This window comes from Marinobacter sp. F3R11 (assembly GCF_003318275.1).
Classification (GTDB): Bacteria; Pseudomonadota; Gammaproteobacteria; order Pseudomonadales; family Oleiphilaceae; genus Marinobacter.
In genome coordinates this window covers 527,117-544,623 of record NZ_QOCH01000015.1, presented here as the reverse complement: position 1 = coordinate 544,623, position 17,507 = coordinate 527,117, and the positions used below count along the sequence as shown (strand labels likewise).

17 protein-coding genes are annotated in these 17,507 nt (G+C 54.3%); 10 read left to right on the top strand and 7 right to left on the bottom strand.

Annotated elements, in window-relative coordinates:
- The first annotated feature begins 164 nt into the window (after positions 1-164).
- Together DS878_RS10910 and DS878_RS10905 are read left to right on the top strand one after the other, a co-directional pair.
- A complete protein-coding gene (locus DS878_RS10910; RefSeq protein WP_113815985.1) occupies positions 165-545 on the top strand; it encodes a CidA/LrgA family protein in 381 nt (126 codons plus the stop codon).
- Complete coding sequence (locus DS878_RS10905) at positions 538-1,269, top strand: LrgB family protein (protein WP_113815984.1); 732 nt, start codon at positions 538-540, stop codon at positions 1,267-1,269. Before DS878_RS10910 ends, DS878_RS10905 begins: the two co-directional genes overlap by 8 nt.
- Here the strand turns inward: DS878_RS10905 and DS878_RS10900 are convergent.
- Positions 1,266-1,874, bottom strand: coding sequence for a PepSY domain-containing protein (locus DS878_RS10900; protein ID WP_113815983.1), 609 nt, complete (start codon positions 1,872-1,874; stop codon positions 1,266-1,268). The two genes, DS878_RS10905 and DS878_RS10900, sit on opposite strands and share 4 nt — an antisense overlap.
- 34 nt (positions 1,875-1,908) lie before the next feature.
- Here DS878_RS10900 and DS878_RS10895 point away from each other — a divergent pair, with 34 nt between their 5' ends.
- From DS878_RS10895 to DS878_RS10885, 3 genes are read left to right on the top strand one after another with little or no spacing between them, the layout of a single operon-like run.
- Positions 1,909-2,277: a PepSY domain-containing protein gene (locus DS878_RS10895; protein ID WP_113815982.1), complete on the top strand. Its 369-nt coding sequence runs from the start codon at positions 1,909-1,911 to the stop codon at positions 2,275-2,277.
- Positions 2,274-2,945 carry a response regulator transcription factor gene (locus DS878_RS10890; protein WP_113815981.1) on the top strand — a complete coding sequence of 224 codons (672 nt, stop codon included), beginning with the start codon at positions 2,274-2,276 and terminating at the stop codon, positions 2,943-2,945. The genes DS878_RS10895 and DS878_RS10890 overlap by 4 nt, the downstream gene beginning before the upstream one ends.
- Positions 2,942-4,303, top strand: a complete 1,362-nt coding sequence (locus DS878_RS10885; RefSeq protein WP_261977776.1) for a sensor histidine kinase — start codon at positions 2,942-2,944, stop codon at positions 4,301-4,303. Before DS878_RS10890 ends, DS878_RS10885 begins: the two co-directional genes overlap by 4 nt.
- Here the strand turns inward: DS878_RS10885 and DS878_RS10880 are convergent.
- The 4 genes from DS878_RS10880 to tmpT form a co-directional block, all read right to left on the bottom strand.
- The gene (locus DS878_RS10880) at positions 4,292-5,851 is read right to left on the bottom strand and encodes a SpoVR family protein (protein ID WP_113815980.1); all 1,560 of its coding nucleotides are present in this window, start codon (positions 5,849-5,851) and stop codon (positions 4,292-4,294) included. The two genes, DS878_RS10885 and DS878_RS10880, sit on opposite strands and share 12 nt — an antisense overlap.
- Complete coding sequence (locus DS878_RS10875; RefSeq protein WP_261977879.1) at positions 5,848-7,137, bottom strand: YeaH/YhbH family protein; 1,290 nt, start codon at positions 7,135-7,137, stop codon at positions 5,848-5,850. The genes DS878_RS10880 and DS878_RS10875 overlap by 4 nt, the downstream gene beginning before the upstream one ends.
- Positions 7,138-7,172: 35 nt before the next feature.
- On the bottom strand, positions 7,173-9,095 hold the full coding sequence (locus DS878_RS10870; protein WP_113815978.1) for a PrkA family serine protein kinase: 1,923 nt from the start codon (positions 9,093-9,095) through the stop codon (positions 7,173-7,175).
- 238 nt (positions 9,096-9,333) lie between these two features.
- Complete coding sequence (tmpT, locus tag DS878_RS10865; protein WP_113815977.1) at positions 9,334-9,987, bottom strand: thiopurine S-methyltransferase; 654 nt, start codon at positions 9,985-9,987, stop codon at positions 9,334-9,336.
- 76 nt (positions 9,988-10,063) lie between these two features.
- Between tmpT and DS878_RS10860 the strand changes: the two genes are divergently transcribed.
- The 4 genes from DS878_RS10860 to lpoB all read left to right on the top strand — a co-directional run bounded on the left by DS878_RS10860 (position 10,064) and on the right by lpoB (position 13,598).
- The gene (locus tag DS878_RS10860) at positions 10,064-10,999 is read left to right on the top strand and encodes a D-2-hydroxyacid dehydrogenase (RefSeq protein ID WP_113815976.1); all 936 of its coding nucleotides are present in this window, start codon (positions 10,064-10,066) and stop codon (positions 10,997-10,999) included.
- 54 nt (positions 11,000-11,053) lie between these two features.
- Positions 11,054-12,529 carry a COG3014 family protein gene (locus DS878_RS10855; protein ID WP_113815975.1) on the top strand — a complete coding sequence of 492 codons (1,476 nt, stop codon included), beginning with the start codon at positions 11,054-11,056 and terminating at the stop codon, positions 12,527-12,529.
- Between the two features lie 61 nt (positions 12,530-12,590).
- Entirely contained in the window at positions 12,591-12,983 is a 393-nt protein-coding gene (locus DS878_RS10850) for a YcfL family protein (protein ID WP_113816663.1), read from the top strand.
- A 12-nt stretch (positions 12,984-12,995) separates the two neighbouring features.
- Complete coding sequence (gene lpoB, locus DS878_RS10845) at positions 12,996-13,598, top strand: penicillin-binding protein activator LpoB (protein ID WP_113815974.1); 603 nt, start codon at positions 12,996-12,998, stop codon at positions 13,596-13,598.
- 40 nt (positions 13,599-13,638) lie between these two features.
- Here the strand turns inward: lpoB and DS878_RS10840 are convergent, their stop codons facing one another.
- Positions 13,639-14,889, bottom strand: a complete 1,251-nt coding sequence (locus DS878_RS10840) for an OmpP1/FadL family transporter (RefSeq protein ID WP_113815973.1) — start codon at positions 14,887-14,889, stop codon at positions 13,639-13,641.
- 197 nt (positions 14,890-15,086) lie between these two features.
- Here DS878_RS10840 and DS878_RS10835 point away from each other — a divergent pair, with 197 nt between their 5' ends.
- Positions 15,087-16,421 carry a YihY/virulence factor BrkB family protein gene (locus DS878_RS10835; RefSeq protein ID WP_113815972.1) on the top strand — a complete coding sequence of 445 codons (1,335 nt, stop codon included), beginning with the start codon at positions 15,087-15,089 and terminating at the stop codon, positions 16,419-16,421.
- Here the strand turns inward: DS878_RS10835 and DS878_RS10830 are convergent.
- Positions 16,399-17,439 carry an HDOD domain-containing protein gene (locus DS878_RS10830; protein ID WP_113815971.1) on the bottom strand — a complete coding sequence of 347 codons (1,041 nt, stop codon included), beginning with the start codon at positions 17,437-17,439 and terminating at the stop codon, positions 16,399-16,401. The two genes, DS878_RS10835 and DS878_RS10830, sit on opposite strands and share 23 nt — an antisense overlap.
- Positions 17,440-17,507 lie beyond the last annotated feature (68 nt).

Below are 17,507 nucleotides of genomic sequence, written 5' to 3'. Positions count from 1 at the left end.
CTTTATAATTGTTGATTGAAAGTATACGGGTTACTTTCGCTGCAAACGATCACCGATGTGAAAAAAATGTGGGAACTGCAGATTTCGCGGGCTCCGCTGGCTATGTATTTTCTGGTTTCAGGAAAGCCAGTTCTGCTGTTTTGAAATAATAGGAGGGAAGATTTATGCAGTTTCTCAACGGAATCACCTTGCTACTGGTGTACCAGTTGGCAGGGGAGATTATCGTACGCCTGTTAGGGCTGCCCATTCCCGGGCCGGTGTTGGGCATGGTGATGCTGTTTGTCACCATGATGATCCGGGGGCGGGCAGCAGAATCTGTTGAACAGGCCTCTATAGCGTTACTTAGTCATTTGTCATTGCTGTTTGTTCCCGCGGGTGTTGGCATGATGACCCACTTTGGCCGGATTGCTGAAGAATGGCTGCCGATAACACTTGCTCTGTTGTTCAGCACCGTGATTACGATGGTTGCCACGGCCCTGATCATGCAGCAGACCAGTCGCTGGTTTGTAAAATTATCGGCGGCGCAGGGGCAGAGCCATGAATAACCCCGGACTGCAGGACATATGGGTTTATCTTTCGGAAACTCCGTTACTGGGGCTTACGGTGACACTGGCCGCTTACGGGTTGGCGTACCGGCTTTACCTGAAAGCCAAGGGTAGCCCGCTGGCCAATCCAGTCATCACGTCGGTAGCCATGCTGATCGCATTACTGCTCGCATCCGGCATATCCTATGATGACTATTTTGCCGGAGGACAGTTTGTTCACTTCCTGCTTGGGCCTGCCACCGTGGCTTTGGCAGTGCCCCTTTACCAGCAGTTTTCAAGGTTACGACAACTGTGGCTGCCGGTTCTGGTATCGCTGATTTGTGGTGTTGGTATTGCTGCAGGCAGCTCTGTTTTTCTGGCAAGACTCTTGGGGGGATCGCTGGAAATCCAGATGTCTCTGGCTCCCAAATCAGCTACTGCGCCTGTGGCCATGGGCATTTCCGAAAAAATCGGAGGTTTGCCCTCGCTGACGGCTGTACTGGTGGTGGCTACTGGTATTATCGGCGCTGTATTGGGCACAAAACTGTTTGAGTGGATTGGTGTAAAGGATGATGCGGTAAAAGGAATTGCCATGGGCGTTTCAGCCCATGGCATAGGTACCGCGCGGGCCTTTCAGGTCAGTAGCCGGATGGGCGCCTTCTCCGGACTGGCCATGGCACTATCAGCATTTGCGACCGCGCTTATAGTGCCGTGGATGGTGGACTGGATAGAGGTACTGTTTTAATCCACCTTGACAGGCTTCATGCTGCCGGTACGGAAATCGATTTCCAACTCCCGGCCGTCGGCATTGTTGCCTTCCACTTCAATTTTGCCATTGCCCTTGATCTGGATTTCTTCTATCCGGCTCATGCCGTGATTCACGCTGGCTTCAATGTAGCCCAGTGTGTCGGCGGAGGACATGCCCTGTGGGCCGTCTTTACGCTTGCGCCGCTCCTCCTTGCGGATGGAGCCATCGCTGCTAACATCGAGTTCAACGTACCACTGGCCATCTACCCAGCCTTCAATTTCCATGCTGTCATCATCATGGTGGTCGTCTTCCAGTTCAATACTGTGGAAATGTGAAATACCGTAGTCTGTTCCGATCTGGACAGCGCGCCTGGCATCATCGATGGTGCCGGATGCATGAACCAGGGGGGCCGCAGCCAGGCCGATTGCGAGTGTGGTTGCAATGATCATTTTCATGGTTGTTACTCCTGAGTTTTCGTTGGTTCTTCGCAAGTCTCTGGTTATCTGAATGCGTCCTTTGAGGATGGTTACAGATGAACCTTCCCGGACGTTGAGAGCATCATATGCAGATGCGGCTTGCAGAAGGGTGAGGGTTTCGTTCATGGTTCATTCATGTTGGTTCTGACAGAATGAATCCATGAAAAGCCTTCCCTGCTATCTGTTGAAACTGGTCATTCCTACCTCCGCATTCATCGCACTGACGTTTGCAGCTGCCCTGTGCTTTTTAGGGGCTGCGCCGGTATCCGCTGACGACGACTGGCGCAAGCTTCATGAAGAAGTTCAGGCCGGGAGAATAAAGCCTCTTGGCGATATCCTGGATAGTCTGCTGCGCGACTGGGTGGGGCAGGTAATCGATGTGGATTTTGAGGAAGATGATGGCCGGAAGTTGTACGAAATCGAACTGCTCGGGCCAGAGGGCCAGGTGGTCGAGTTTGAAGTGGATGCGGTAACCGGGGAGCTTATCGGTATTGAAGGTAGCAACATCAACAGAATGAAACGCCAATGAAGATTCTATTGGTAGAAGACGATGAGCCGCTTGCACTTGGGCTTGCTGCGTCGCTTGAGGATGCCGGCCTGCTGGTGGAGATTGCAGGTGATGGGCGCACGGCAGATTTTCTGGTCAGCACTGAACGCTACGATGCGATTGTTCTGGATCTGGGATTGCCCGATGGCAAGGGCACTCAGTGGCTGTCAGCCTGGCGCGAGCAGGGTATCGAATTGCCTGTGCTGATTCTGACGGCCCGGGAGCGTTGGTCAGATAAAGCCGCCGGGTTTTCTGCCGGCGCAGACGATTATGTCACCAAGCCGTTTGAAACAGCAGAAATCCTGTTCCGGTTGAGGGCGCTGGTGCGCCGTGCCCATGGCCACGCCCATCCGGTTATCCGGGTCGGGGATATTTCTCTTGATACTCACAGTGCTCAGGTAACCCGGGCTGGTATGCCGGTTTCTCTGACGGCCCAGGAGTTCAGGTTGCTCTCCCATCTCATGCATGCTGCACCGCGCGTTGTCAGCCGGGCAGAGTTAACCGAGCATGTGTATGACGGCGATGCAGAACCGGATTCCAATGTGATTGATGTTCAGGTGAGCCGCTTGCGGCGAAAGCTTGGCAGCAAATGCATTGAAACCCTGCGGGGGCAAGGCTACCGGATGGTCGCGGATAATGAGGCCTCATGATGCTGACTGAGCGGCTGCGCCGGCTCCCTGTTGCGACGCGTATGCTGGTGTCGGCTCTGGTTCTGATTCTGCTGGTATTGCCCGCAGCAGGAGTTCTTTTATCGTGGAATTTCAGGGAGGCGGTGAACACGGCCTTCAACGAGCGGCTGGAATCCCTGCTCAATGTTGTGATTGCCGGGGTCAGCTACGATGTCCGGCAGGATGCTCTGGTGACTAGCCGGCAGCTGGGCGATTCGCGATTCGATCAGGTGTTCTCGGGTTGGTACTGGCAGATCAGTGATGGTAGTGAGCGTGTACTTACTTCGCGTTCACTCTGGGATCAGCGGCTTGCGGTTTTTCATGAACCCGGTATGGTCTTTCACAGGATTACCGGCCCCAGAAACAAGCCACTACGCTTGCTGGAGCGGGATATCCGGCTTCCCAATCTTGATGATGTTCTGCATGTACAGGTTGCTGCCGATCTGGGTGAAGTAGAGGCTCAGGTCGCGCGGTTCCAGACGCTGTTGTGGTTGTCGATGGTGACTCTCGGTGGTTTGCTTCTTGCGCTGATCGGATTGCAGATCCGCTGGGGGCTGGCACCCCTGCGTCGTATTGAACAAAGTCTGAAAGCGGTTGAGCAGGGCCGGCAGCCATTCGTTGAAACCGGTCTGCCCAGAGAATTAGCCAGGCTGGCGGAAGCGATCAATACGGTACTTGAAAGAGACCAGCGTTTGATTGCACGGGGCAGGACCGCCGCAGGTAATCTGGCCCATGCACTGAAAACGCCGGTCGCTGTGCTCACCACTCTTGCGGAGCGTCTGCCAGAAGACCAGCAGGCGGCCATGTGGTCAGAGCTTAAACGGCTGGACGAAGCAGTAAGGCACCATCTTGCCCGGGCTTCTGCGGCAGGGCCTGTGGCGCTAGGCGCTGAACAGGATATTGCCGCTGTGCTGAAGCCCGTAATTGAGGGCGTCCGGCGCCTGGCCGGCAGGCGTGGCCTGGTGTTTCAAAGTGAGTTACCGCCGGGACTCCGGGTGAGGATTGACGCCCAGGACTTGCAGGAGATTGTGGGGAACCTGCTGGAAAATGCGATCAACTGGGCCAAAAGCTCCTTCCGTTTGACGGGCAGGGTTGAAGGCAAGTCACTGTTACTCAGCATATCCGACGATGGGCCTGGTATGTCTCCGGAAACCCGTCAGGAGGCCATGAGCCGCGGAGGCCGGCTGGATGAGGTGAAATCCGGCTCCGGGCTGGGCCTGGCGATTGTTGCAGAACTGGCAGCTTTGCACGGTGGCAGCCTGAGGCTGGACCTCAGCGCCGACGGAGGTTTGCTTGCGGAGGTTACTCTGCCCCTGATGTACCCCGAGTCAGGGGCCTAGCTCTGGTTTCGGCGGGCAGTGGTACTCATCCGTCAGGGTGCCTTCGTCCACGCTCTCAAGATGCACATCAAAGCCCCAGAGCCTGTGCACATGGCGCAGAACTTCTTCCGTATCCTTGCCTAATGGCACCCTGTCTACGGGGACATGCCTCAGCGTCAGAGAACGGTCTCCGCGTACATCCACGTTCCACACCTGGATATTGGGTTCCCGGTAACTGAGATTATACTGGCGGGCCAGCTTCTCACGAAGTTCCCGGTAACCTGGTTCATCGTGGATAGCGGTTACCTTGTAACTGTCTTCCCGGTCATCGTTCTCAATGGCAAACAGTTTCAGGTCTCGCATGACTTTGGGTGACAGGAACTGCTGGATAAAACTCTCATCCTTGAAGTTTGCCATGGCGAAGTGCAGGGTTGTCAGCCAGTCAGAGCCGGCAATGTCGGGGAACCACATGCGATCTTCGTCGGTGGGTGACTCACAGATCCGGCGCAGGTCTGTGAAGATGGAGAACCCCAGAGTGTATGGATTGATACCGGAATACCAGGGACTGTTAAACGGCGGCTGATACACCACGGCGGTATGGCTTTGCAGGAACTCCAGCATGAAGCCATCCGTTACCAGGCCTTTCTCGTACATCCTGTTGAGCAGGGTATAGTGCCAGAAAGTTGCCCAGCCTTCGTTCATGACCTGTGTCTGGCGTTGCGGGTAGAAGTACTGGGCGAGCTTGCGCACAATCCGGATGATCTCCCTTTGCCAGGTCTCCAGCAGGGGCGCGTTTTTCTCAAGGAAGTACAGAATGTTTTCCTGAGGCTCTTCCGGATAGCGCTTCTTGCGGTTTGCCGGATCTTCGTCATTGTCCGGTTTAGGAATTGTACGCCACAGATCGTTTACCCGTCGTTGCAGGTATTCCTCGCGCTCTTGCTGACGCAAGGCCTCTTTATCGGCAGAAATCGGAGCGGGTCGTTTGTAACGGTCAACGCCGTAATTCATCAGCGCGTGGCAGGAGTCCAGTATTTCTTCAACTGCATCTACACCGTGGCGTTCTTCGCAGCCAGAAACGTAATTCCGGGCAAACACCAGGTAATCGATAATGGCGCTGGCGTCTGTCCAGGTGCGAAACAGGTAATTGCCTTTGAAGAAGGAGTTGTGGCCATAGCAGGCATGGGCAATGACCAGTGCCTGCATGGGGAGGGTATTTTCTTCCATCAGATAGGCAATGCAGGGGTCGGAGTTGATGACAATTTCATAGGCCAGCCCCATCTGCCCGCGCTGATAGCCTTTGGATGTGCTGAGGAACTGCTTGCCGAACGACCAGTGGTTATAGCCCACTGGCATGCCAACGGAGCTGTATGCGTCCATCATCTGCTCGGCACTGATCACTTCAATCTGATTCGGGTAAGTGTCCAGACCGAACTCGGTCGCGCATTTTGCAATTTCCTCATCGTACTGGCGGATCAGGTCGAACGTCCATTCAGATCCGGTGGATACAGGTTCACGCAGTGCCGGCCCAGGGCTGTTCCGGGTGGTGGAATGATCGAGTGTATTGCTCATGCCGCTTTCCTCTCAAAAAGCTGCCGGAATACCGGATAGATTTCGCTGGGGTCAGCAATCTGCTGCTGGGCGAAGCTCTCAGGGAAACGTGCCTGTACCTGCTCGTATTCATGCCAGAGCATCTGGTGATCCTGAGGTGTAATTTCCACATAGGCGAAATACTGCACCAGAGGCAGAATGCTTTCGGTCAGTAGCTTGCCACACACAGGAGAGTCATCGTTCCAGTTGTCGCCATCGGAGGCCTGTGCTGCGTAGATGTTCCATTCTGCCGGTGAATAGCGGGTTTCGATAATCCTGTGCATCAGCTTCAGCGCACTGGATACAATGGTTCCGCCGGTTTCCCGGGAATAGAAAAATTCCTCCTCGTCCACTTCCTTGGCACTGGTGTGGTGACGTATGAAAACCACGTCGATTTTTTTGTAGTTCTTTTTAAGAAACAGGTACAGCAGCAGGAAAAAGCGCTTGGCAGTATCCTTGTGCATCTGGGTCATGGAGCCGGATACGTCCATCAGGCAGAACATAACCGCACTGGTTGCCGGTTTGGGCTGCTTCAGGTGCTGACGGTAGCGCAGGTCAATTTCATCAATGAACGGAATTCGCTTCACATTGGCCTTCAGACGTGCAATTTCGTCTTCCAGCGCCTTGATCTGATCTTCATGACTGAACGCCGCATCCAGCTCTTCAGGTGCAGCTCTGAGGGCGTCGAGTTGTGCCTCCATCTCGCGTATTTTCTTCTTGCGAGCGCCACCCAGACCCAGGCGGCGGGCATGGGCGCCGCGTAACGAGCGCACTACATCCAGTTTGGCGGGAACACCCTGGGTACTGAAACCTGAGCGTACATAGTTAAAGGTTTCAGTGTCTTTTAGCTTTTTACGGACGAGGTTCGGGAGCTCAAGATCATCAAACAGGAAATTCAGAAACTCTTCCTGAGTAATCTGGAAGGCGAACTCATCCATGCCTTCACCATCGGGGCTGGCCTGACCTTGCCCCTGGCCCTGGCCGTCACCACCTTCGGGCTTGGGCAGGCGGTCGCCAGCGACAAACTCCTGATTGCCCGGGTGCACCATTTCACGATGCCCGCCCTGGCCATGATGAAATACAGGCTCGTCAATATCCCGCGAAGGAATGCTGACCTTTTCCCCATGCTCGATATCGGTTATCGAACGTCGGTGCACCGCATCTGAAACCGCCTTTTTTATATGGTGGCGGTAGCGGCGTAAAAACCGCTCCCGGTTCACCGCACTCTTGTTCTTTCCGTTCAGCCGTCGGTCGACGATGTGGGTCATGCCCATAATTTATACTCCTGCAAATCCGGGTTCTGCTAGTGAGACTTGCGAACTCGCAGGTACCACTCTGCAAGCAGGCGCACCTGCTTCTCTGTGTAACCCCGGTCGACCATGCGTTCAACGAACTGTTTGTGCTTGTTCTGATCTTCCTGGCTGGCTTTGGGGTTGAACGAAATAACCGGCAGCAGGTCTTCGGTGTTGGAGAACATTTTCTTCTCGATCACGCTGCGCAGTTTTTCGTAGCTGAGCCAGGACGGATTCTGGCCCTGATTATTGGCCCTGGCTCGCAGCACAAAGTTGACCACCTCGTTGCGGAAGTCTTTGGGGTTGCTGATTCCGGCCGGCTTTTCGATTTTCTCCAGCTCCTCATTGATTGAAGAGCGGTCGAGAATTTCGCCGGTTTCCGGATCCCGGAACTCCTGATCCTGAATCCACAGATCAGCATAGGTTACATAGCGGTCGAACAGGTTCTGGCCGTATTCGCTGTAGCTTTCCAGATAGGCTGTCTGGATTTCCTTGCCGATGAACTGAACATAGTGCGGTGCCAGAAACTCTTTGATGAAACGCAGGTAGCGTTCCTGAATTTCCGGAGCAAACTGCTCCTGTTCAATCTGCTTTTCAATCACATAAAGCAGGTGCACCGGGTTGGCGGCTACTTCTGTGGTATCGAAGTTGAACACCTTGGAGAGAATCTTGAATGCAAACCGGGTAGAGAGCCCGTCCATGCCTTCGTTAACCCCCGCTGCATCCCTGTACTCCTGAATGGATTTGGCTTTGGGGTCTGTGTCCTTTATGTTCTGGCCATCGTAGACCCGCATTTTGGAGAAGATGCTGGAGTTTTCCGGTTCCTTGATACGTGAAAGCACTGAAAACTGTGCCAGCATGTCCAGGGTGTCCGGGGCGCAGGGTGAGCCGGCCAGCGAGCTGTTTTTCAACAGTTTTTTGTAGATCTCGATTTCTTCCGTCACGCGCACGCAATAGGGAACCTTGACGATATAAACCCGGTCAAGGAATGCTTCATTGTGCTTGTTGTTGCGGAAAGTCTGCCATTCAGATTCATTGGAGTGGGCAAGAATCACACCGTCAAATGGCACAGAACCCATGCCTTCAGTGGTGTTGTAGTTGCCCTCCTGAGTAGCGGTCAGCAGAGGGTGCAGCACCTTGATGGGCGCCTTGAACATCTCCACAAACTCCATCAGCCCCTGATTTGCTTTGCACAGGCCGCCACTGAAACTGTAGGCATCCGGGTCGTCCTGGGAGTAATCCTCCAGCATACGAATGTTTACTTTACCCACCAGGGCTGAAATATCCTGGTTGTTGTCGTCTCCCGGTTCGGTCTTGGATACGCCAATCTGATCCAGAACTGACGGATATTTTTTCACAACGCGAAACTGGCTGATATCGCCGCCATATTCATGCAGGCGCTTTACCGCCCAGGGTGACATGATGGATTTCAGGTAGCGGGAGGCTATGCCAAATTCTTCTTCCAGAATGGCTGCATCTTCTGCCGGATCAAAAAGCCCGAGGGGCGATTCGTTTACCGGAGAATCCTTGATCGCATAGAAGGGTACCTTCTGCATCAGGTACTTGAGTTTTTCGGCCAGTGACGACTTGCCACCGCCAACAGGTCCCAGCAGGTATAAAATCTGTTTCTTTTCTTCCAGGCCCTGGGCTGCATGCCGGAAAAACGACACTATATTCTCCACGGCTTCTTCCATGCCGTAGAACTCCGCAAACTCCGGGTATCGTTTGATGATTTTATTGGAAAAGATGCGTGACAGGCGTGTGTCACGGGAAGTGTCGATGAATTCGGGTTCGCCGATGGCAATCAGTAATCGTTCTGCGGCCGTTGCATAGGCCGTGGGGTCCTTTTTACAGATCTCGAGGTACTCCTCAAGACTGTACTCTTCTTCCTGGGTGCTCTCATACCGGTTTTTAAACTGCTGCAGTATGTTCATGGGTAGCCCCTCGCTCGCTGTTCTTCAGTTTTCAGTACACGCAATATCCCCGTCAAAGATACGGTCGCCATACCGGCGATTCGTTTTTTTATTAATGGAAGGAATGGATGTTTTCAGCCGGTCACGAACTGTGTCGGATTTCGGCCTGTTCAACCTGAGCTTAGTTCACGGTTAGCTGGTTGGACAGGCACTGAATGGTTAAGGTTCATTAAATTATGTTACCGCCCGGGTTCCGGACCTACCGTTTGGTGAGCCGGAATACGCTCTCGGTTGCGCCGATCAGGCCTTTGCGCTTGGTGAACATGTGGTCATTGGGGAGAGTGTTGGTAAGGACGTGCTCAATGTCATAATCGGCAGAATAGAGCTCCCGGACTTCTTCGTCGCTGACATTGAACGGCGGTGGCGTGATTCTGGTTTTATAGTCCAGAGTAATTAGCAGGATTCTGGTGCCCTCCGGAATAATTGCCGTAAGATGCTCAACATAATCTTTGCGCATAGGCTGGGGAAGAGCGATGAGGGCAGCGCGGTCATACACCAGACGGATATGCTTCAGATCGTCGGGAACCAGCTGGAAGAAGTCGCCAGCCCAGAGCTCCAGGTTATCATGCCGGAATGTAGTAAAAGGCTCGCCCGGATGAACCATGGCTTTTTCGCCGGCTTCTTCAAAGAAATCCTTGCAGGCGATCTTGCTCAGTTCCACGCCCAGGACAGGGTGTCCGCGGTCATTCAGCCACCACATATCGTGGGCTTTGCCGCATAGAGGGACAAATACGCTCTCAGTGCCACCGCCGGACAGTTCTGGCCAGTGGTCATAAAGATACTTATTGACGGTGCCTTCGTGGAAGCCGATTTCTTTTTTGCTCCAGCGCTCGTGCCAGAATTCGTGTTCCATGTTTCCGCTCTCTTGTATTTGGATGTTTGATTTAGTCTACCTTAATCCCGGGCGGTATTGATGAGGAAGAGAAAGTATGAAAGCTGTGTTTCTTGATACGGCCACGTTAGGCCAGGATATAGATCTCGCACCTCTGGAGCAGGTTACCGGCCCCATGGTGAAATATGATGCAACCGCCCGGGACCAGGTGGCGGAGCGCATCCGTGGTTTTGATACCCTGCTGGTCAACAAGGTTGTGCTTGGGCGGGAACATTTTGAGAATTGTCCGGAGCTGAAAACCATCGCTGTAGTGGCCACTGGACTGAACAACATAGATCTGGCGGCGGCGAAAGAGCATGGTATCCGTGTGCTGAATGTGACGAACTATGGCCGCTCAACGGTGGCGCAGCACACTATGGCTCTGATACTGGCGCTGGCAACCCGGCTGCTGGATTATGACCGTGATGTGCGGGCCGGGCGCTGGGCTGAAAGTGATATGTTCTGCCTGATGGGCCACCCGATCATGGAGCTGGAAGGTCGAACCCTGGGTATTGTCGGTTACGGGGATCTCGGTCAGGGTGTCGCAGAACGGGCCAGAGCTTTCGGCATGAATATATTGCTGGGCGCCCGCCCGGGACAACCGGCAGGGGAGACAGACGGCTATCCCAGAATCCCGCTGGATGAACTTTTGCCTCAGGTGGATGTTCTCTCACTTCATTGCCTGCTTACCGATGAAACCCGTAACATGATCAGTACCAGAGAGTTGCAGATGATGAAGCCCGATTCCCTGCTGATTAATACCAGCCGTGGTGGATTGGTGGACGAAGCAGCCCTTGCAGCGGCACTGCGCACTGGTGTTATTGGTGGTGCCGGGTTTGATGTGCTGACTGAAGAGCCTCCACGCAGAGGCAACCCTCTGCTGGCCGGTGATATCCCGAACCTCATCATTACACCGCACTCTGCCTGGGCAAGCCGGGAGGCCCGGCAACGGATCGTGGAAATTACAGCGCGAAATCTTGTTTCGGTTGCCTGACGCATCAGCGCGGGACCCCGGGGCAGGGTATGGCGGTTTGCAAGGAATGGTAGTTTGAAGCATCCGTGGAATGTGGTTTTTGCAGCGGTCGTGACGATCCTTATCTCCGGGTGTTCGTCGTTCCAGCAGCGTGATCAGCTGGCATCGTTTAATTCAGCCTACACAAGCGGCGACTACAATTCCGCGCTGAAGGCCATGAGCTTCAGCGTGTCAGACAACAAGCCTGTTGATTCCCGCAAACACTTGCTTGAATTATTGCATCAGGGTGAAATGTATCTGCTCACAGGTCGTTTTGATGATGCTGTAAAAGCGTATGATCTGGCTGAAGAAGGCATGAAATACCTGGATACCGAGGGTGCACTGGCCAGCGCTACGGAAGGGCTGATGTCGGTCATGGTTAACGACTCAGTGCGGGATTATGAAGCGCTGATGTCTGAGGCTGTTCTGGTGAACACCTACAAAGGGCTGGCGTTTCTGGCCTCGGGCAATACGGAATACGCCCGGGTAGAGTTTAACCGGGCCAACGACCGGACCCGCCGCGCTGTTGATTTTTTCCGCAAGGAAATTGCAGAGCAACAGGCTGCCCTGAAACGTGATGCCCAGAGCGGGAACCAGAAAGCCTTGCTGGTTCGCAACAGCCTGAACAGCAGCAGCCTTCAGTCAGCGGTTAACAGTCAGTATGGTGCGCTTTCAGGCTGGTCTGTTTTCCCCGAATTCATCGTGCCTTCAAGTACCTATCTCCACGGTATCTACTTCCTGGCCAACGCTGAAGATGGTGCGGATTATGAACGGGCAGTTACGTCACTTTCCCGTGCTGCACAGATGAACCCTGGGAGCGGCGTACTGCAGGCTGACGCAGAACTGGCGACCCTTCTTGCCTCAGGAACACAGAGGCTGAACGACCTGCCGCCGCAGGTGTGGATTGTTTATGAAAACGGACTGGGTCCGGTTCTGAAAGAGGTGCGGCTGGACGTACCCTTGTTCATCGTGCGCGGAACCCGGCGGGCACCTGCGTATGTCGGTATCGCATTACCGGAGTATACTGAGCGCTCCGCTGTACCTGGCGGTCTCGGTGTGGTCGATGCTTCCGGCCAGGTAGTGCGGAGTGAACGAATCTCGGATATGGGTAAGGTTATCCGTACCGAGATGCAGGAAAGATTTACAGGAATACTCGCCAGGGCGGTGGCATCCGCCATAAGCAAAGCGGTACTCCAGAACGAGGCTGCGGATCAGTTTGGCCCGTGGGGGCAGTTGTTTGCAGCGGCCTATGCTGCAGCAACAACCCAGGCTGATCTTCGCAGCTGGCAGGGGCTTCCGGATCACTGGGAAGCCATGCGTATCAGGCGTCCGGATGATGGAAAGCTGAGCTTGCTGGATCACCAGGGGAGTGTATTGGGTGACCTGGATATACCAGAACAGGCATTCACGCTGATCTATGTTAAGCGACCGACGCTGAAGGCTCCGGCCACAGTGATCACCCTGGATTTGCAGGGAAAAAACAAAGCCACATTAACGCGCATGCCCGAATGAGATGAGAGAAAACATTTTTACAGATTTTATCGTCAACACAGCGAAAGGCAGGATGCACATTATGAAAATTCTTCTGTTGGCCAGCTTGCTGGTTCTGGGTCTGGCCGGTTGTGCCTCTCAGCCGGAAACCCGCTCACTGAGCGAGAGGCAGAACCTGAAGGTGGATCCGGAAGTGATCTACACCATGGCTGTTACTGAACTCTTTGAGGAGCGCCTGGCGCAACCCGATGGGACCAGCCTGCTGCACGTACAGTTTGCGGTAGAGGCCAGATCAGACACCGAACTTGCGTGGAAAGTGACCTGGTTTGATGCCAATGGCATGGTTGTTAAAAGCGTTGGTGAGGGTTACCGGAAAGCAACTCTGCTGACCGGGCAGGTGCGATACTTCAGCGCCACAGCCCCGCATGCCCGCGTAACCAGTTACCAGTTGCACCTCCGTGAACCCAAATTATAGAAGGAAGTTCCCATGTTGATACGTGCTCTTGTCATCTCGGCCGGTATCGCTGTTATCGCCGGCTGTGCCGCGCCCACCCGTTATATTGATCCAGCGGCCGACGATGGTCCGGTTGCCATGACCATGGACTACAGGGATTTTGAAAAAGCAGCCTCGGATGCTGTCGAAGACATGCTAGCAAGCGGCGCGGTGAATAACCCTGACGGCGGCCGTTATGTCATGGTGGTCAGTCGTATTACCAACGACACCATGCAACGCATCGATACCGATCAGCTCACCAAGAAAATCCGCGTATCCCTTCTGCAGTCAGGAAAGGTAGTGACCACAACAGCGGTTGGTCTAAACGGTGCGGAAGATGAAATGACCATGAAAGCACGTGAACTGCGTGATTCTGAGGAGTTCGACCAGTCCGGAGTGCAGCGCAAAGGCACACTCCAGGCCCCGGATCTGAGTCTTTCCGGAAAAATTATCCAGCGCAACCATAAGGTGGGTAAAGAACAGCAGGTGGAATACTACATCCAGTTGTCGCTGACCGATCTGGTGTCTGGCCTGGCCATCTGGGAAGGCGAAACACCCATCATCAAGCGTGGTTCTGACAGCTCCGTTTCCTGGTAGTCCGGGAAGGAGCTGTCAGCGCCTGTGTTGACGGCTACAGTCAGAAAGCCCAGCCCAGGCTTGCGGAAGCGCCAACCTGATACATCTCCAGGCTGATGGTCTGGTTTGGTGCCAGCGGGTTGGTGCCGGTAACTGTTTTTGCCGGTGAGAAGAAGGCCATGCCCGACAATTCCAGGTTCTCGCTGAAACCGTGGGTAAAGCCGCCCGTGAAGTGCCATTCCTGAACACCCGGGGCGAGGATGTTTAACAGAACATCCTCATCAGATATCGGGCTTTCTCCGTAGCTGACTCCAGCTCTCCATGCGTGGTCAGGAGATTGTTGCCACTGCCATCCCAGCTTCACAATGGTCATGTTGTCCCAGCCGAACCCGGCCCCTTGATCTGTTCCCAGGGATCCGGGAGAGATAGGCATTACAGGGTTGCCTACACTGTTGATTTCGCTGTATCGGATATGCTGGATATCCAGCAGGATCCAGTGGTCCTGAATACCTGACCAGGCGATACCCGCATTGAACATTTGCGGAATGTCGAAATCACCCTGCTCGGCGAACAGACCCCGGTACTTGTCAAACTCTCCCATTTCCAGGATGTTGCGCCAGCTGATACCGCCGCGCAGTGTGTCGGTGATTTCGCCCTGCCAGCCGATCTGGTAGCCATAACCCCAGGCGTCATCGGTGCCGTTGCCTGAGAGGGCGCTGGCGTCGGACGAAAATGGCGCAAAGCTTTGCAGACCCTCAGCTGAAAAGCGCTGGTAGGCAATTATTGGTGAAATGCCGATAGCCTGATTGTCGGCGAACTCCCAGGCCAGTGTTGGTGCTATGAACAATTGTTGAAGGTTAACGCCAGCGCGGCCACCATAGAAGGTGCCGCCGTTCTCGCCGGAATAATCTGTGTTCATGCCCCCGTTGGCAAACACGGAAACACCAAAGGTTGTTGTGTCTGAGAGTTCACGGTTGAAACCGAAGTGGGGGATGAGAAAGCCGTTCTTGCTGCTTTCATAAGTGCCGGGCTGCAAAGAAAATGCGGGCGGCGGCGAAAGTGGGCCATCAACGGAATATTCTCTCCTTGGAGAAAATACCTCGATACCCCCATCGACCCGGTTACCCACAAAAACCATACCCGCCGGGTTGGTAGCCGCAGCCATGCTGTCCTGGGAGAAAGCCGAACCCGCGCCCGCCATGCCCATGCTGATAGTGCCGTACCCATGGCTCAGGTAGCCATTGGTTGCCAGTGCAAGGGTTGGGGCGAGTGTGGTGAGAGCGAAAACTCCCAGAGCCAGTTTGATGCGCATGTAAAACCCATTCAGTTAAGCGTCATATCGTTTGATAGCTGCCTTTTTACAGGCGTTTAGTTATAAGAGGAAGTAACTAATATCCATATGGTTATATTGAGTGGGTTGTCTCGCAAAAAACTGTCAATCAGTCATACTTGGCATATATCGGATATCTACCTGATAATCTGAACAAAACAGGAACGACAGGATCTAAAGTGGCTTCCTTCCAATTCAAAGAGCGGCTCCAGGCTGCAGAAACCTGGATTCTTGCAAACCCGAACCCGCCAAAGACCTGGCCCTGGACCTGGCTGTACAAGGTAGGGCGCTCCGCTTACGCGCTGATCCGCGACGTGATTAGCGGGCAGCTGACCCTTCATGCCATGAGCCTGGTTTACACCACCTTGCTCAGTATTGTGCCTTTGCTGGCTCTGAGTTTCTCCGTGCTGAAAGCCCTGGGCGTTCACCAGCGCATGGAGCCATTCCTGTTCCAGTTCTTTCAGCCCATGGGGCCGGAAGGCGTTGAAATGGCTGAACGTATCCTCGGCTTTGTGGACAACATGAAAGTGGGGGTTCTGGGTTCGGTAGGCCTGGCGTTACTGGTTTACACTGTGGTTTCACTGGTACAGAAAATCGAGCGATCATTCAACATGATCTGGCGGGTGCCGGAGATGCGCTCAGTGGCTCAGAGATTCAGTAATTATCTGAGCGTTATCATGGTCGGGCCACTGCTGATGGTATCGGCCATCGGCGTCAGCGCGACGATTTTCTCATCGTCCTTTGTTCAGGCGCTCATAGCCATTGAACCATTCGGGTCACTGATCCTGGTGGTGAGTCGTTTTACCCCCTTCTTTCTCGTGGTGGGGGCCTTCACGTTTGTTTATGTGTTCATGCCCAATACCCGGGTAAAACTGAGGTACGCCTTTATTGGCGGACTGGTTGCCGGAGTTTCCTGGCAGGCGGGTGGAATGCTGTTCGCGTCTTTTGTGGCTGGTTCGGCCAAGTACGCCGCTATTTATTCCAGTTTTGCGATTGGTATTATCATGCTGATCTGGATTTATCTGAACTGGATGATTCTTCTTCTGGGTGCAAGCCTTGCGTTTTACCTGCAAAACCCCGGGGCAGTTGCCAAGCGCACCCACGTTCAGTTAGCACCAGAACTGCAGGAAAAAGTTGCTTTGGCCATGGTCTGGCTGGTGGCCCGCCCTTTCAGCGAAGGAGCCAGGGCGCCGCAGCAGGAGGCTCTGGAGCAGGCGTTGCGGGTGCCAGGTGAAGTGACACGCGGTGTCAGTGACAAGCTGATTCGCGCGGGCTTGCTTTCACTGGCAGGCAAACAGGGCGACCAGCTTGTGCCTGGGCGTGCTCTGGATCTTATTACGGTAGGTGATGTGCTTCAGGCGGTGCGCCGTGATGAGGATCGTGTTGTTGACAGACTGCCACCCGTATTTCCAGCCGGGTTGCTTGAGGGTGGCCACAAGAATGAACTCACGACCTTCGCAACACTACTGAAAGACAGCAGGAGCGAAGAGCTCAGCCCCGAGCGCCCTCACTGAGAACCGCTTTCAGTGCCTTGCGCACCTGGTCTGTCTGTTCCGGGGTCAGGCGAATAATTTTAGCGAGATCTTCCTCTGGCAGATTTCTCTGGTGGGCATGGCGCAACACTTCGCGGCTGCCAATCACCATGCCGTCACTCAGAGTTGTCTGGTCCTGATCCGGGGCAGGGCGCTCTGCAGCCATCAGGTAAGCGTGGTACTTCGGGGGCAGGTTCCATTCCGTTGCGATCAACTGGCAAGCCATCCACTGATAGCGCTTGAGTGCTTTAGCAATCAATGTAGTGTCGGGCTCTCCTGCACCGCGTTGCGCCCGGCAAATACGCTGAAGTTCCCTGTTGATGGTTATGTAGGAGAGCGCCGGCAATAACCCCGTAGTAAAGAGTGCACTTGCATCCTCTTTGCGGAGCTTGCCTATAAACTCGGCAGCACGTGCACAGGTCAGACCCCAGCGCCAGGCCCTCTGGGCAAACAACGCTTCCCGGCTGTTGCGGGCGGCCATCATCGGACGCATCACAGCAGCAGCGATCACACTCCGGATGCCATCCATGCCGAGAATAAATACTGCCTGGTCTACAGATTCGATTGTGTTCTCACCTGTCCGGAAGTAAGGGCTGTTGGCAACCTGCAGAATCTGATCTGTTAAGGAGGGATCACCGAGAATAATCTCGGTCAGTTTCTGGCGGTCGGCCCCATCGTCCGAGAGCGCTCTCATCAGCATGGGCAGAGTCATCGGCCGCCTGGGGACTTCTTCCATCGTGTTGTTTATAAGACGTGAATGAAGTTCCTCGAGTGCAGCGGTCGACGAGGGGCGCTCCGTATGCAGGTTGGTAGGCCCTGTATCGAGAAGCCAGCAGAAAACGTTTTCTTCAAGGTGCAGTGTCAGGGCTTGTACTACATCGGGATCTTCGCCAGGCTCGGAGGTTTTTGCAGGGTTGAATAGCCTGGCCTCAGAAACCGGAGGAAGTGATGGTTTTGCTGTCTTGAAAAAGCCTGAAATCCAGGAAAAGAAGCCTGGCATCCGTCGCCTCCGGGTCAACCAGCCGTGAAAAGTACGTGCCCACGAATACTTTAGTATAGAGGTCTGCC

What these genes read in the sequence shown, in the direction of transcription:
- DS878_RS10910 (WP_113815985.1), top strand. Translation starts at nt 165, where the DNA reads ATGCAGTTTCTCAACGGAATCACCTTGCTACTGGTGTACCAGTTGGCA.
- DS878_RS10905 (WP_113815984.1), top strand. Translation starts at nt 538, where the DNA reads ATGAATAACCCCGGACTGCAGGACATATGGGTTTATCTTTCGGAAACT.
- DS878_RS10900 (WP_113815983.1), bottom strand. Translation starts at nt 1,874, where the DNA reads ATGAACGAAACCCTCACCCTTCTGCAAGCCGCATCTGCATATGATGCT.
- DS878_RS10895 (WP_113815982.1), top strand. Translation starts at nt 1,909, where the DNA reads ATGAAAAGCCTTCCCTGCTATCTGTTGAAACTGGTCATTCCTACCTCC.
- DS878_RS10890 (WP_113815981.1), top strand. Translation starts at nt 2,274, where the DNA reads ATGAAGATTCTATTGGTAGAAGACGATGAGCCGCTTGCACTTGGGCTT.
- DS878_RS10885 (WP_261977776.1), top strand. Translation starts at nt 2,942, where the DNA reads ATGATGCTGACTGAGCGGCTGCGCCGGCTCCCTGTTGCGACGCGTATG.
- DS878_RS10880 (WP_113815980.1), bottom strand. Translation starts at nt 5,851, where the DNA reads ATGAGCAATACACTCGATCATTCCACCACCCGGAACAGCCCTGGGCCG.
- DS878_RS10875 (WP_261977879.1), bottom strand. Translation starts at nt 7,137, where the DNA reads ATGACCCACATCGTCGACCGACGGCTGAACGGAAAGAACAAGAGTGCG.
- DS878_RS10870 (WP_113815978.1), bottom strand. Translation starts at nt 9,095, where the DNA reads ATGAACATACTGCAGCAGTTTAAAAACCGGTATGAGAGCACCCAGGAA.
- tmpT (WP_113815977.1), bottom strand. Translation starts at nt 9,987, where the DNA reads ATGGAACACGAATTCTGGCACGAGCGCTGGAGCAAAAAAGAAATCGGC.
- DS878_RS10860 (WP_113815976.1), top strand. Translation starts at nt 10,064, where the DNA reads ATGAAAGCTGTGTTTCTTGATACGGCCACGTTAGGCCAGGATATAGAT.
- DS878_RS10850 (WP_113816663.1), top strand. Translation starts at nt 12,591, where the DNA reads ATGAAAATTCTTCTGTTGGCCAGCTTGCTGGTTCTGGGTCTGGCCGGT.
- lpoB (WP_113815974.1), top strand. Translation starts at nt 12,996, where the DNA reads ATGTTGATACGTGCTCTTGTCATCTCGGCCGGTATCGCTGTTATCGCC.
- DS878_RS10840 (WP_113815973.1), bottom strand. Translation starts at nt 14,889, where the DNA reads ATGCGCATCAAACTGGCTCTGGGAGTTTTCGCTCTCACCACACTCGCC.
- DS878_RS10830 (WP_113815971.1), bottom strand. Translation starts at nt 17,439, where the DNA reads ATGCCAGGCTTCTTTTCCTGGATTTCAGGCTTTTTCAAGACAGCAAAA.